This is a genomic window from Sphingomonas sp. Leaf198, from assembly GCF_001424005.1.
Taxonomy (GTDB): Bacteria; Pseudomonadota; Alphaproteobacteria; order Sphingomonadales; family Sphingomonadaceae; genus Sphingomonas.
The window spans coordinates 973,484-988,580 of the sequence record NZ_LMPX01000002.1; the positions used below are offsets into that span (position 1 = coordinate 973,484).

10 protein-coding genes are annotated in these 15,097 nt (G+C 65.8%); 8 read left to right on the plus strand and 2 right to left on the minus strand.

Annotation, left to right across the window (positions count from 1 at the left end; genetic code table 11):
• Positions 1–32: 32 nt before the first annotated feature.
• Positions 33–2,864: a TonB-dependent receptor gene (locus tag ASG20_RS11500; RefSeq protein WP_056052205.1), complete on the minus strand. Its 2,832-nt coding sequence runs from the start codon at positions 2,862–2,864 to the stop codon at positions 33–35.
• A 376-nt stretch (positions 2,865–3,240) separates the two neighbouring features.
• On the opposite strand from ASG20_RS11500, the gene ASG20_RS11505 reads away from it, so the two are divergent.
• The 7 genes from ASG20_RS11505 to ASG20_RS11535 all read left to right on the plus strand — a co-directional run bounded on the left by ASG20_RS11505 (position 3,241) and on the right by ASG20_RS11535 (position 12,655).
• On the plus strand, positions 3,241–4,017 hold the full coding sequence (locus ASG20_RS11505; protein ID WP_056052207.1) for a copper homeostasis protein CutC: 777 nt from the start codon (positions 3,241–3,243) through the stop codon (positions 4,015–4,017).
• 86 nt (positions 4,018–4,103) lie between these two features.
• Positions 4,104–4,841 (plus strand): GntR family transcriptional regulator, encoded by a 738-nt coding sequence (locus ASG20_RS11510; protein ID WP_056052211.1) that lies wholly within the window; start codon positions 4,104–4,106, stop codon positions 4,839–4,841.
• 136 nt (positions 4,842–4,977) lie between these two features.
• Positions 4,978–5,985, plus strand: a complete 1,008-nt coding sequence (locus ASG20_RS11515; RefSeq protein ID WP_056053102.1) for an SIS domain-containing protein — start codon at positions 4,978–4,980, stop codon at positions 5,983–5,985.
• Positions 5,982–7,175 (plus strand): N-acetylglucosamine-6-phosphate deacetylase, encoded by a 1,194-nt coding sequence (gene nagA, locus ASG20_RS11520; protein ID WP_236698765.1) that lies wholly within the window; start codon positions 5,982–5,984, stop codon positions 7,173–7,175. The genes ASG20_RS11515 and nagA overlap by 4 nt, the downstream gene beginning before the upstream one ends.
• A gap of 4 nt (positions 7,176–7,179) precedes the next feature.
• Entirely contained in the window at positions 7,180–9,780 is a 2,601-nt protein-coding gene (gene ptsP, locus ASG20_RS11525; protein WP_056052217.1) for a phosphoenolpyruvate--protein phosphotransferase, read from the plus strand.
• Positions 9,777–11,486, plus strand: a complete 1,710-nt coding sequence (gene nagE / locus ASG20_RS11530) for an N-acetylglucosamine-specific PTS transporter subunit IIBC (protein WP_056052221.1) — start codon at positions 9,777–9,779, stop codon at positions 11,484–11,486. Before ptsP ends, nagE begins: the two co-directional genes overlap by 4 nt.
• Before the next feature lie 71 nt (positions 11,487–11,557).
• Positions 11,558–12,655, plus strand: a complete 1,098-nt coding sequence (locus ASG20_RS11535) for a DUF1176 domain-containing protein (RefSeq protein ID WP_056052223.1) — start codon at positions 11,558–11,560, stop codon at positions 12,653–12,655.
• A gap of 80 nt (positions 12,656–12,735) precedes the next feature.
• Here the strand turns inward: ASG20_RS11535 and trpC are convergent, their stop codons facing one another.
• Complete coding sequence (gene trpC / locus ASG20_RS11540; RefSeq protein ID WP_056052226.1) at positions 12,736–13,539, minus strand: indole-3-glycerol phosphate synthase TrpC; 804 nt, start codon at positions 13,537–13,539, stop codon at positions 12,736–12,738.
• 444 nt (positions 13,540–13,983) lie between these two features.
• On the opposite strand from trpC, the gene ASG20_RS11545 reads away from it, so the two are divergent.
• Positions 13,984–15,012, plus strand: a complete 1,029-nt coding sequence (locus ASG20_RS11545; RefSeq protein WP_056052229.1) for a hypothetical protein — start codon at positions 13,984–13,986, stop codon at positions 15,010–15,012.
• The last annotated feature ends 85 nt before the right edge of the window (positions 15,013–15,097 follow it).

The following is a 15,097-nucleotide window of genomic DNA, read 5'->3' on the forward strand; positions in this document are numbered from 1 at the left end:
GGCGCACCGCGAGGGCGCGCCACCCGGTGATGCTACATCCTGAACGAGAGCGATGCCGAGAAGGTACGGCCGTTCTTGTAGAACGCGGTCGGACGATCCGGCGTAGCGTTATACTGGAGATACGTCTCGTCGAGCAGGTTCTGTGCGTTGACCGACAGCGTCACCGCCGGCGTCACGTTGAACCCGGCCGAGAAATCGAGCTGGTTGTACGGCGCTACCATCTCGCGCGAGCCGAGACGACCGATCGTCCGGAAATACGCGGTGCGGTAGTTGTAGCTCAGCCGCGCCTGGAACGGCCCGCTCTCGAAATACGGGATCACGTTGACGGTGTGCTTCGACAGATACGGCAGGTTGAGCGCCGCACCGCTGACGTCGACCGACGAGGTGTTGCTGTCCTGGTATGAATAGTTCGCCTGGAGGCCGAACCCGCCCCAGATCTCGGCCTGGCCCGATACCAGCACGCCGTTGACCTTGGCCTTGGCGCCGTTGATCGGCTGGCTGACGTTGTAGGTCGTGATCCGGTTCTGCAGCGCGTTGAAGTAATCGACGTTCTGACGCGAACTGATGATGTAGTTCTTGATGTCGCGACGGAACAGCTCGACCGCCAGCAGCGTGCCCGAACGCGGATACCATTCCGCGGTCAGCTCGTAGTTGGTCGATTCATACGGCTTCAAATTGGGGTTGCCGCCGCCGCCATCGAGCGTGACGTCGTTGAGCGAGGTCGCCGCCGCCAGATCCTGATAGCGCGGCCGCGAGATCACCTTGGCCACCGCGCCACGCACGATCACCGTCGGCGATACCGAATAGGCGATGTTGAGGCTCGGCAGGAACTTCAGGTAATCGGTCGAGGTCCGCGTCGGCACCGGCTGCGGGTTGACCTGTGCGCTCGGCGTGGTCGCGTAGTTCGAGACGTCGCGGGTATAGACGACGCGACCGCCGATATTGCCGCGGAACCCGCCCTGGTCGAAATTGGCCTGCGCATAGGAGGCGATGACCGTCTCGTGGACCTTGGTCGATGCGCCGATCTTGGTCACCAGCGGCGAGTTGATCGCGCCCGACAGGATATCGATCACCGACTGCTGCGGCAGGTTCAGATACTGCGTCGCGTTGCCGAGCCCGCCGCTGCCGTCGAACGTGCCGTTGGGGGTGACGAGCGCGGTCGCACCGAGCTGAGGGATGGTCTGCGACGACTGGAGGTACGTGTTGATCCCGCGCGCGTCGATCTGGTTGACATGGTCGGTCGCGCGGCTGCCGAGCAGGATTTCCTTGAACGGACCGAACTCGACCGGGATCGTCGCGTCGTAGCCGCCGAAGATGTCGCGGTCGGTGGTGACGCTGAAGTCCTGCCCGCCGATCTGCGCGGCGTTCAGCTGAGTCCCGTTCACGATCACCGGGCGCCCTTCGATCTGCGCCGGGTTGTTGTTCGGGTTGGTAAAATAGTTCGCCGGGTTGGTCGGATCGCCGACGAAGTTCACCGTCGCGGTGTTGTTGGTGAAGGCATAGCTGTACGGCAGCTTGGTCTGCACGTTGAACAGATATTCGGGATCGCGTCCGCCGACCGCCTTGCTCCAGCCACCCGCGAACGAGATCTTGGCCCCGCCGTCGCCTTCATAGTCCGCGAAGAAGTTGAGGTTGTCGGTCTTCAGCTTGGTCTTGCGCACCAGTGTGTCGAGCTGCGAGCCCTGATTGGTCGCCGCGCCGAACGAGGCGGCGTTGACCACGCCGTTGCTGATGTTGGCCGATTGCAGCACGTCACCGGTCCATGCGCCGGGAATCGTGTACATCGACTGGCTGTAGTTGTTGTAGTTGCCGTTGATGTGCAGGCCGTTGAGCGTGAGCGTCAGATCGGAGGTCGGCCGGTACTGGACCGTGCCCGACACGCTCTTGCGCTCGCGGGTCTGCTGAAAATAGGCGTAGTTGATGCCGAACGGCGACGCCGCCTTGTAGAGGTCCGAAATCGTCCCGCCGGTGATCGTCGCGCCGGGGCTCTTGAGGCTCAGCGTGCCATCGGCGGCGCGGTTGACGAACGGGCTGTTGTAGGTGCCGTCGGCATTCGGTGCGACGTTGTCGTAGCCGAAGAATTCGACGCCGGCGCGGGTCAGGCTCTGCTTGTCGTAGGTGGCCGCGACGAGGAAGCCGAACGTCTCGTCCTTGTTCTTCCAGCTGTACAGCCCCGAGCCGCGGACGTTACCCTTGTCCGAGCGGTCATTGTACGAATAGCCGCCCGACGCGAAGATCGCGTTGGCCTTCAGGTCGAGCGGACGCCGCGTGCGGACGATGACCGTACCGCCGAGGCTGCCTTCCTCGATGCGCGGCTCGGGCGACTTGTAGACCTCGAGGCGATCGACCAGCTCGGGCGCGAGCAGCGAATAGTTGAAGGTGCGGCTCGACGGGTCGTTGTCGTTGCCGCCCCAGTCGGCCGACGCGAGCGCGTGGCCGTCGAGCAGCATGCGGTTCAGCGCGGGATCGGTGCCGAGGATCGCGACCTTCTCGCCCTCGCCGAAGCGTCGATCGATGCTGACGCCGGGAATGTGCGACAGCGATTCAGCGACGTTGCGATCGGGGAACTTGCCGATGTCCTCGGCGGAGATCACGTCGACGACCGCGTTGGCGTTGCGCTTGACCGCGATCGCGCTGCGCAGGCTGCCGCGGATGCCGGTGACGACGATATCGTCGCCGGTTGCGGAGGATGGCGCGGATGGGGCCGCGGCTGATGGCGCGGGCGACTGGGTTGCCGACGGGGCGGCATCCTGTGCGACCGGCGTCGCCGACGGCGCGGGATCGGTCTGTGCGAACGCCGCTGGAATGATCGCGACGCATACCGCTGCGCTCGACGCCAACAAAATCTGCTTCCGGAAAATCATTGTCGAAACCCCTTCCTAATCGACGCCGCAGCGCCTTCCCCCGACGCTGTCGGCGTCGCTTCGATCACCTGCCACCTGGTACTGTTTTGGTTACTCTCTGAGTGGGCCGGCAGGCCTAATGTATAACCAATTGATTTTCAGAATCCATCGGAAATTACAGTTTGGTTACCACCCCAGGAGGCCAATCACGCGATCGTATAATATATAGTCGTATCAATAGCCTAGCGGATTCTGCCGTATCGTTTTGACACACGTACGCGGCCGCGGTGCCAAGTTATTGTAATACCACTTCTTACAAGAAACTGTCGGTTCGGGATTGAACCCGGCGATTCGATCGGCCAAACGTAATATAATTACGACGATCGGGAGGGCATCCATGACGCTGGAGATATGCGTCGACGATATCGCGGGATTGGACGCCGCCTTTGCCGGAGGTGCCGATCGGGTCGAACTCTGCGCCGCGCTGGCGCTGGGCGGACTGACGCCGTCACCCTCGCTGATCGCCACGGCGGCAAGCGCGCCAATCCCGGTCCATTTGCTCGCCAGACCGCGCGAAGGGGGATTCCACTATACCGCGCGCGAGCTGGCGATGATCGCGGGCGACATCACCGCGGCGGCCGAAGCCGGTCTTGCCGGCGTCGTGATCGGTGCCACTCACACGGACCACAGGCTCGACACCGAAACGCTGGCATCGCTTGTCGCGCATGCCCGGTCGGCAGGCACAGCGCGGCGCGCGCCACTATCACTGACGCTCCATCGCGCGATCGATCTGTGCGCCGACATGCCCGCCGCGCTCGACGCCGCGATCGCGCTCGGGTTCGACCGCGTGCTGACGTCCGGCGGCGCACCGAAGGCGATCGATGGCCTCGATATGCTCGCCACCTTGCAGCGTCGCGCGGGCGGACGGATCGTCATCCTGGCGGGAAGCGGCATAGACGCGGACAATGTCGCGGCGTTTCTCGATGTCGGGATCGTCGAGATCCACGCCTCGTGCGGTACGATTGCATCCGATCTCGACGAGGTTGCCGACGCACAGACCCTGGCGCGCGAACGCCGTTTCGGCTTCACGACCGCAGGGCAACGCCGCACCGACATCGACCGCGTTCGAGCCCTCAAGGCGGTTCTTACAGACATGTTACATCAAGCCGCTTGAACAATACCAATACATAACGTATCCCAGATCGGTTGCCGGGCTGCATCTATCGGAGGCCCGCTCCGGCATCAGCGAAAGTCGCCTACATGTCCTTTTCCACAAGCATCGGCCGATTCCGGGACGGCAACCCCGCCCCGCTCTACGTCCAGCTCCAGCAGCTGATCCGCGACGCGATCAACCGCAACGTGCTGGCGAAGGACGACGCCATTCCAGCCGAGCGCGATCTCGCGGTGGAATATGACGTGTCGCGCATCACCGTGCGCAAGGCGATCGGCGGGTTGGTCGAGGAAGGTTTGCTGACGCGGCGTCGCGGCGCCGGGACGTTCGTCGCAACACGCGTCGAAAAGAGCTTCTCGAAACTCTCGTCGTTTTCGGAAGACATGATCTCGCGCGGCCGCACGCCGAGCAGCGCCTGGGTCAGCCGGACGATGGGGATGGTCACGCCCGAGGAGTCGCTCTCGCTCGGCCTGTCACCGGGCTCCGCGGTCTATCGCTTCCAGCGTATCCGCTATGCCGACGACGTGCCGATGGCGCTCGAATACACCACCATCGCGGGATACTGCCTGCCATCGATCGATGCGGTGCAGGACTCGCTGTACAAGGCGCTCGAAGTGGCCGGCAATCGCCAGGTGCGCGCGTTGCAGCGCCTGCGCGCGGTCCATTTCAGCGCCGAACACGCCAAGATGCTCGGCGTCGATGCGGGGCATGCGGGTCTGTTCATCGAACGCCGCGGGTTCCTGCGCGACGGTCGGGCGGCCGAATTCACCCAATCCTATTACCGTGGCGACGCGTACGACCTCGTCGCCGAACTCAACGACATCTGACGTCGGCGCGCGCGCGTCGGCCGGGGGGCATCAAGTGAACGAGACTATCCAGGACCGCGCGTCCATTCTGCAAGACGGCACTCTGCAAGACGGCACGCTTCAAAACGAAACGCTGCACGACGAAACCCGGACGCTGATGTTCAGCGAAGCCGCCGAATCCGCCGATGCGGTCGCGCGGCTGTTGTCCGCCAACCGCGATGCGTTCGCCGCGCTCGGCGAACGGCTTCGTGCCGCACCGCCCGCTGTGGTGGTGACCTGCGCGCGCGGCTCGTCGGATCACGCCGCGACCTATGGCAAGTACCTGATCGAGACGCTGCTCGGCGTACCCGTCGCGTCCGCCGCCCCCTCGGTATCGTCGGTCTATGCCGCGCCGATGGCGCCCGGCACCGCGCTCGTCATCGCGGTATCGCAGAGCGGCCGCAGCCCCGATCTGCTGGCCACCGTCACCGCGTATCAGAATGCAGGCGCCTATGTCGTCGCGTTCGTCAACGACGAGACCTCGCCGCTCGCGGAAATGGCCGACACGCTGATCGCGCTGAAGGCTGGGCCGGAGAAGTCGGTCGCGGCGACCAAATCCTACATCTGCGCGCTCGCGGCGTTCGCAGGCCTGACCGCGGCCTGGTCGCAGAACGACGCGCTGGCGAACGCAGTCGACACGCTGCCGGACATGCTGACGCTCGCATTCGGCGCCGACTGGTCGCCGATCGTCGACGCGCTGGCGAACGCCAACAACCTGTTCGTGATCGGCCGCGGTTATGGCTACGGCATCGCCCAGGAAGCCGCGCTGAAGCTGAAGGAAACCTGCGCGCTCCATGCCGAAGCGTTCAGCGCCGCCGAAGTCCGCCACGGCCCGATGGCGATCGTCAATGACGGCTTCCCGGTGATCGCGTTCGCGACCTCCGACACGGCCGGCGACGGCGTCCGCGAGGCGGCGGCAGAATTTCGCGCACGCGGTGCGGTCGTCTGCCTGGCGGATGCGAAGGCGGATGCCGACGGCACCCCCGTTGCGCTGACTGCCCACCCGGCGATCGAGCCGATCCTGATGATCCAGAGCTTCTACCGGATGGCGAATGCGCTGTCGCTTCGCCGCGGGCTGAACCCCGACGCACCGCTTCATCTCAGCAAGGTCACGCGGACGGTATGAGCGGCGAGACTATGAGCAACGACGGTAGGAACGGTCTTCGGATGCACTTCGTCAACGGTACGATCGTCACGCGCGATGCGCTGCTGAACGGCGCGACGATCACCGTGGATGGCGATCGAATCGCCGCGATCGACGCATTCGATGGTACGCCGTCCGATGCGATCGATCGCGTCGTCGATCTGGATGGCGGCTGGCTCGTCCCCGGCTTCGTCGATACGCAGGTCAACGGTGGCGGCGGCGTGCTGCTCAACGACCAGCCGACCGTCGCCGGCATCGCCGCGATCGGTGCCGCGCATCTGCCCTATGGCACGACCGCCTTCATGCCGACGTTGATCAGCGACACGCCCGACGTGATCGCGGCGACGCTCGACGCGATGGACGCCGCGATTCTGGCTGGCGTTCCCGGCGTGGTCGGCGCGCATATCGAAGGGCCGTGGATCAACCCATCGCGGAAAGGCATCCACGATCCCGCCAAGTTCCGTCTGCTCGACGATGCGATGATCGAACTGTTGATCCGTCCGCGCAAGGGTCGCGTGATGGTGACGCTCGCGCCTGAATTGACCGATGCGGCGTCGATCGCGCGGCTGGTCGCCGGTGGCGTGATCGTCAGCGCGGGCCATACCGATGCGGATTACGAGACGATCATCGACGCGGTCGGCGCAGGGCTGACCGGCATCACGCATTTGTTCAACGCGATGTCGCCGCTGCTCCACCGGGCGCCCGGCGTGGTCGGTGCAGCACTCGACGATCGCCACGTCTATTGCGGGCTGATCGCCGACGGCCTGCACGTCCACGACGCCGCGCTCCGCCTCGCGCTCAATGCCCGCCCGAACGACCGGCTGATGCTGGTCAGCGACGCGATGCCGTCGGTCGGCGCGGTCGACAAGGATTTCCACCTTCAGGGGCGGCTGATCCATGTCGAGGACGGCAAGTGCTTCGGCGAGGACGGGACGCTTGCCGGCTCCGATCTTGACATGGCCGGCGCGGTCCGCAACTTCGTCGCTCGCACGCAGGCCGACGTACCTGCCGCGGCGGCGATGGCGGCGACCAACCCCGCCGCCTTCCTCGGTCTGTCGCACGAACGCGGTGCGCTCGCGCCTAGACTGCGCGCCGACTGGGTCGCGCTCACCGCCGATCTGAAGCCCGCGGGCACCTGGATCGGCGGCCAACTCGTCGCGGGCAGGACGTGAACCGATGAAGCCGATCATCCTGACGTCGCCCCTCCAGGGCTGGGCATCGCCTCTCGAGGCGGTCCCCGACCCGGTCTTCGCCGAACGGATGATGGGCGACGGGATCGCCGTCGATCCGACCGGCGACTGCCTGCACGCACCGTGCGACGCCGTCGTGCTCAGCGTCCACGCAAGCGGCCATGCGATCACGCTGCGCACGCCCGAGGGTGCCGAGATCCTGATGCACATCGGGCTCGACACGGTCGCGCTCGGCGGGCGCGGGTTCAGCCCTTGCGTGACCGAGGGTGCGAGCGTCCAGCGGCTCGATCCGCTGATCCGCTTCGACCTCGACCTGCTGGTCTGCGAGGCGCGCGCGGTCATCACGCCGGTGATCGTCACCAACCCCGAGCGCTTCACGATCGTTCGCCGAGAAACCGGCAAGCTGGTCGGCGTCGGCGAGGCGATCATGACGCTCGAACCGCGCGATGCCGCCGACGTGGCGGTGGTCGAGGGCGACACGGTCCGCCGCACGATCGTCGTGCCGCTGGTCCACGGCATCCACGCGCGGCCCGCGGCCCGGATCGGCGAGATCGCACGGAAATTCGTGTCCGACGTGAAGATCACGAAGGACGAGCGCGACGGTAACGTCCGCAGCCCAGTCTCGCTGATGGCACTCGGCGTAAAGCTCGGCGACGAGATCACGCTCGCCGCCACCGGCCCCGACGCTGCCAACGCGCTCGCCGCAATCGGCGACCTGATCCTCGGCGGCATGGGTGAGAAGGCGGGGGCGGGCGGAACCGCATCGGCCGCATCCGCCCCCACGTCCGTTTTCCCCCGAGAAGGCGGTGGCCCAGTAGCCACGAACGATAACGCCTCTGGGCCCCGCACACCCGCCTCCGCGCGAGAACAGAAGGGCGCGGCGTCTAAAGTCGTCACCCTCCCCGCCGACGGTCGCCTGCCCGGCGTGACCGCCTCCCCCGGCATCGCGATCGGCCAGGCCGGGCTCTTCCGCCTCGCCGAGATCGCGGTGACGCGCGAGGGTGCCGGCGCAACCGCCGAACGCGCCGCACTCGACGCCGCGCTCGCCTTGGTCGCGGACCGTCTCGCGAGCAAGTCGGCCACTGCGACCGGCGCCGAGCGCGCGATCCTGTCCGCGCATACCGCCCTGCTCGACGACCCGACGCTGACCGACGCCGCGCACGCCGCGATCGCGCAAGGCGACAGCGCCGCCTACGCCTGGCGCACCGCGATCCGCGCACAGGCCGACGCGCTCAAAGCGACCGGCGACGCCCGCCTCGCCGAACGCGCGGACGACATGCTCGATCTCGAACGCCAGGTGCTGCGCGCGCTCGCCGGCGAAGACCTCGACGAACGCCTGAGCTTCCCGCCCGGCACGATCCTGCTCGCCGACGACCTGCTCCCGTCACACCTGCTCGGCCTCGACACTGCCTCGATCGTCGGCTTTTGCGTCGAGCGCGGCGGTCCGACCTCGCACGTCGCGATCCTCGCCGCGACGATGGGCCTGCCTGCCCTGGTCGCAGTCGGCCCCGCCCTCGCCGAGATCGCCGCGGGCACGCCCCTGATCCTCGACGCCGGCGCAGGCCTGCTTCACGTCGCACCGGACGCCGAAACGCAGGCGACCGCGCAAACCGCGTTCGACGCGCAGACCGAACGCCGCCGCGCCGCGCTCGCCAACGCCGCGCAGGAATGCCGCACGCAGGACGGCGTCCGGATCGAAGCCTTCGCCAATCTCGGCTCGGCCGACGACGCCGAGGCCGCGGTCCGCAACGGCGCCGAAGGCTGCGGCCTGCTCCGCACCGAATTCCTGTTCCTCGAACGCGACAGCGCACCGAGCGTCGCGGAACAGACCGCCGACTACCAGCGCATCGCGGACACCCTCGACGGTCGACCGCTGATCGTCCGCCTGCTCGACATCGGCGGCGACAAGCCCGCGCCCTACCTCCCAATCGCCGCGGAGGAGAACCCGGCGCTCGGCTTGCGCGGCATCCGCGTCGGCCTCGCGCATCCCGAGATGCTCGACGCCCAGCTGCGCGCAATCCTCGCGGTGCGCCCCGCCGGCCAGTGCCGCATCATGGTCCCGATGATCGCGAGCTTGGCCGAGCTCCGCGCGGTCCGCGCCGCCCTCGACACCGCAGCCGCCGCGACCGGCCACACCGAGCATGTCGCGCTCGGCATCATGATCGAGACACCCGCCGCCGCGGTCACCGCCGACCTGCTGGCCAGCGAAGCCGATTTCCTGTCGATCGGCACCAACGACCTGACGCAATATGCGCTCGCGATGGACCGCGGCAATCCAGCGGTCGCCAGCGACCTCGACGGGCTCCACCCCGCCGTGCTGCGCCTGATCGCGCGGACCTGCGAAGGCGGTGCGGTCCACGGCAAATGGACCGGCGTGTGCGGGGGCCTCGCCTCCGATCCGCTCGCGGTACCGATCCTGATCGGGCTTGGCGTTACCGAACTCTCGTCCGCGCCGGCACTCGTGCCTGAGATCAAGGCGCTGGTCGCGACGCTCACGATCGACGCCTGCCGCGCCCATGCCGCAGCCGCCATGAACTGCATCTCAGCCGCGGACGTGCGAACGCTCGCCCGGGAGTTCCGCCCATGAAGTCCGTGCTCGAAGCCCTCCAGCCGCTCGGCCGCGCGCTCATGCTGCCGATCGCGGTGCTCCCCGTCGCCGGCCTATTGCTGCGCCTCGGCCAACCCGACCTGCTCGACATCGCCGTGCTAAGCGCTGCCGGCGACGCGATCTTCTCGCACCTCGGCCTGTTGTTCGCGATCGGCGTCGCCACCGGGTTCGCGCGCGACGGCAACGGCGCCGCGTGTCTCGCGGGCGTCGTCTGCTACCTCGTCACCACACAGGGCGCACAAGCGCTGATGATCGTCCCCGCCGACGCGCTCAAAGGCCTGACCGGCGACACGATCGCGCTCGCCACCGCCGCCTGGAAAGCCAAGGCGATCGCCCGGCTCGACGTCCCGATCGGCATCCTCTCCGGCCTGATCGGCGGCAGTTTCTACAACCGCTTCTCCGCCATCGCGCTCCCCGAATATCTCGCCTTCTTCGGTGGCCGCCGGTTCGTGCCGATCGTCAGCGGCGTCGCGGGCCTCGTACTCGGCATCGTCGTCGGCCTCGGCTTCGGCGCGCTCAGTACCGGGATCGACGGCCTGAGCTACGGGATCAGTGGCGCCGGCGGGTTCGGCCTGTTCGCGTTCGGGCTGCTCAACCGCCTGCTGCTCGTCACCGGGCTGCATCACCTGCTCAACAACATCGTCTGGTTCGTCGCCGGTGACTATCACGGCACGACGGGCGATCTGCGGCGCTTCTTCGCAGGCGATCCCAGCGCCGGTGCCTTCATGGCCGGGTTCTTCCCCGTCATGATGTTCGGCCTGCCCGCCGCCTGTCTCGCGATGTACCATTCGGCATTGCCCGAACGCCGCAAAGCGGTCGGCGGCATGCTGCTCAGCCTTGCGCTCACCTCGGCGCTGACCGGCGTGACCGAGCCGATCGAGTTCAGCTTCATGTTCTTGGCACCGGTGCTCTACGCGATCCACGCGGTGCTGACCGGCCTATCGATGGCGCTGATGAACGCGCTCGGCGTGAAATTGGGCTTCGGCTTCTCCGCCGGGCTGTTCGACTACGTGCTGAACTACGGCAAGGCGACCAAGCCGCTGCTGCTGATCCCCGTCGGCCTAGCCTATGCCGCGATCTACTACGTCCTGTTCCGCACCGTCATCAAGCGCCTCGACCTGCCGACGCCGGGTCGCGAGCGCGATGCGCCGGTAGCCGCCGCGGCGGTCGCCAAGAGCGAGCGTGGAGCAGCGTTTGCCGAAGCCCTCGGTGGAGCCGCCAACCTGACCAGCGTCGGCGCGTGCACGACCCGCCTGCGCCTGATCGTCGTCGACCAGGGCGCGGTGGATGAGGCACGGCTCAAGGCGCTCGGCGCGCGCGGCCTGATCCGTCCGTCCGACAAGGCGCTCCAGATCGTGCTCGGCCCGATCGCCGACTCGGTCGCGGTCGAGATCCGCGACGCGATCGCCGCCGGTGGCCCAGCTCCGGTCGTCGCCGAACCGGCAACCGAAGTCCCGGCGGACATCCGCCTGACAGCCGCGACGATCGCAGCACTTGGCGGCACCGACAATATCGAGGCCGCCACCCGCCACGGCGCGCGACTGCGTATCCGCCTGCACGACGCCGACCGCACCTCGCTATCGTCGCTCGAAGCGCTCGGCGTCCACGCCGTCGCCCGTCCCGCCCCCGGCCTCGTCCACCTGCTGTTCGACGCCAATCGCGCCGCGTCGATCATCGTCGCCTGAGCGATGCCACGGCACGGTGGAAGGTTGCCCGACGACTTTCCGGCACTCTCGTGAAATACTAGGATCGACAGATGATGCGACACTCGGCCCTGCTCCCCGTCTCGATCATCGCCACGGCGATGGCTGGTTGCTCACCGCCCTCGCAGCCCACCGCGCCGGAAACGCGCAACGCGGCCGCGCCAACGGAGACACGCGAGACACCGGCCACGCCCAAGACCGTCACCGATACCCACTTGAAGCCGACGCCGGGCGGGCTGAAGACCTTCGGCGACTGGGCGGTCGGCTGCGACAACGGCTTGCGATGCACACTCGCCGCACTGCTGCCCGAAGCCGGCATTGCAACGGGTAAGGGATCACCGATCACGCTGAACATCACGCGCGAACCCGGCCCCGCCGGCGCAGTCTCGGTCAAGATCGCAACGGACAACGCCCACGCGGCGCAACCCGCCGGCTTTGCGGTCGACGGCAAACCCACCGCGGTACGCGACGCTGCTGGCCTCGCCGCGGCGATGGCGAACGGCACGACGTTGACCGTACGCGGAGCGGATAATCGCACACTAGCCACGCTGTCGCTGAAGGGTGCCGCCGCCGCGCTCCGCTACATCGACGCGCAGCAAGGCCGCGTCGGCAGCACCGCCGCGATCGTCGCCAAGGGCCCCGCCCCGTCGCGCGCGCCCACGCCGCCTCTCCCGGCCATCGCCACGATCGCGCCCTCGGGCACTGCCGCTAAGCTTACCGCCGCCCAGATCGCAACGCTGCGCAAACGCGCTACCTGCAGCGCCGAGGGCTTCACCCCCGAAACGCACGCGCTCGGCGGCGGCAAGTCGCTGGTGATCTTCCCCTGCTCGACCGGCGCCTACAACCTGATCAGCGCGCTCTTCATCGTCGACGGCGCCGTGATCACCCCAGCCCAGTTCGACGCCCCCGCAGGCTTCGAGGCGACCGGCGCCGACTCGGGCACTCCCGTCAAAAGCGTCATAAACGGCGCGTTCGAAAACGGCGTCCTGACCAGCGACGCCAAGGGCCGCGGCCTGGGCGACTGCGGCGTCCACCAGCGCTTCGTCTGGGACGGCAAGCGATTCCGCCTCTCCGAACAGTCGGCAATGCGCGAATGCCGCGGCAATGCCGATTTCATCACGACCTGGCGCGCCCGCGTGATCCGGCCCTGACCCGCCCCCTCCCCTTCGGGGGAGGGCACGAGCAGGGCGCGGATGACGGGTCGAGAATTCCGCTCGCGGCTATTCCTGGATCAGCTTGCGTCTTCGCCTTTCAGGAGAACGCGCGTCGCGGTCTCGACATCGTCTTTTCGCATGAGGCTCTCGCCGACCAGGAACGAGGTGATGCCGGCAGCCTGGAGCCGCTGACAATCGGCATGCGTGAAAATGCCGCTTTCGCCGATGATCAGGCGATCGCCGGGCACCATCGGCGCCAGCTTTTCGCTGTTCGTCAGGCTGACTTCGAAGGTCCGCAGATCTCGATTGTTGATACCGATCAGCGGCGAGGACAGTTTCAGCGCTCTCTCCATCTCCGGTTCGTCATGGACCTCGACCAGAACGTCCATGCCCAGCGCGAACGCGCTGTCCTGGAGGCGAACCGCGTCGTCATCGGACAGCGATGCCATGATCAGCAGGATGCAGTCCGCACCCCAGGCGCGGGCTTCGTCCACCTGATAGGTTTCGAACATGAAGTCCTTGCGCAGCGCCGGCAGGCTGCAGGCCGCACGAGCGGCGGTGAGGAACGCAGGCGCACCTTGGAAGCTCGGCGCATCCGTCAGCACCGAAAGACATGCCGCGCCGCCTGCTTCATACGCGCGTGCGAGGGCGGGCGGATCGAAATCCGAACGGATCAGGCCCTTGGACGGGCTGGCCTTCTTGATTTCCGCGATGAGCCCGAACAGGCCGGCGCTTTGCTGGGCGACCAGGGCCTTGTGAAAGCCGCGTGGAGCCTCTTGATCGGCTTGCATCGCCCGGAGGTCGGCAAGCGATACCGTGGCTTTCGCGGCCTCTATTTCCTGGCGCTTATAGGCTTCGATTTTCTTGAGGATGCTGGTCATGTCAGATGCAATTCCTTTGGTCGCTGCTGCCAGAGACGGTGTCGGCCGTCCGGAGGCGTGCAGGTGGACGGCTTCTACAGGGCAACGACCGGGAGCGCATCCGGCCGAACCGGCCATTAATCGCAGCGTTCGATCATCTCGGCGATTGGCTCGGGGCCGAGATTACCGCCCGGCGCACTTGGTCGCGTACTGGCGCGCGGTTCGGCGAGGGCATATCCGCCAAATCACGGCTAGGGAGCCCATGTCTGCGACTAGGCATAAGCGGAATGACCGGAATGGGAGGAAAGCGAACCGGCTGCTTTCGGGAGGGCGGGTGGCGATAGCCGACGTTGGGCAGTTGCCGCCTTTCCCGAAAAGGATGGGTAAACGAGAACGCCTTTGAGCCTCACATCCTCTAAAGCAGGGATCCGGAACCCTCGGGATAGCTGGAGCTAAAGGACGTATATGCTCAACATAGATGGCGGACGGATAAACGACCCCATAGCGATCGATCCGGGGGAACTCGCGGAGGCCTGCGCGAAGAGGGGACAGTTGGTCGTCCAATTCGGCAGGCCCGATGCCTACACCCCAGCCAAGCTGAGCCTTCTGAACGAAGCGTGCCGGCTTGCGCCGGATAGTCTTCAAGTTCGTTTTTACGGGCATTATCAAGGGGCGTTCGACGCCACGATGCTACGTCATCTACCTGAAGTGCGCGACCTAGGAGTCGACTGCCTTACTAAGATCCTCCAAGAGGAGGAAGTGGGTAAGCTCCCGCATCTAAAAAGACTAATATTTGGCGTGTTTGAATTCGATCAGCCCGACTTTTTGCAAACAATTGAGCTCCATAAATTAGAGCGGCTGGTTTTAATAGAAAACCGTAAGCGGAATATCGACCTACATCCCTTATCGAAATGTGAATCGCTCAGGGATTTGTTCATCAACGGTCACTCGAAAGGCATACATGCAATTGCTGGCTTACCGCGTTTGCGGAAGTTGAGTTTGGGCGCCTATGCGAAAACGCATCCCTTAGACTTCGTAGGCGCAATTCCAAGCCTCAAAGAGTTAACGCTCGTTCTCGGTGGGCGGTTACATATTGATGATATGTCCAGCACCACCCTTGAGATGCTGCAAATTCTTCGCGTGAGAGGTTTGAGCACGCTGGGCGATCTATCACGCTTCAGCTTGCTGTCAGCCCTACGCGTGGAGGATCAGCTGCAACTTGTCGAGGTAGATTTGAATGGAGCGAATCTAGAGCGGCTATGGCTTGCTAATTGCAAAATGTTAGTCGAGTTACCGGGATTGGAAAGACAGCACAGGCTTAAAGAGTTTCGTGCATCTGTCGTTGCGCTTGACATGAATTTACTACGCGATCGCGATTGGCCTCAGACCGCACGTTCTATCAACCTTTTTTCCGGCAGTCAGAAGTGGAATGACGACGCGATCGCTCGATTAAAAGATCGAGGATTAGGCGAAAAGGGTGCCATTTGGCCGTAATTTTATTTCGCGGCGAGTGAGGCAAACGAGTGATTAGCTTTCTCGAAAAGGAACGTCTGGCGGGAGTCTCGCGCCTCGATCGCGT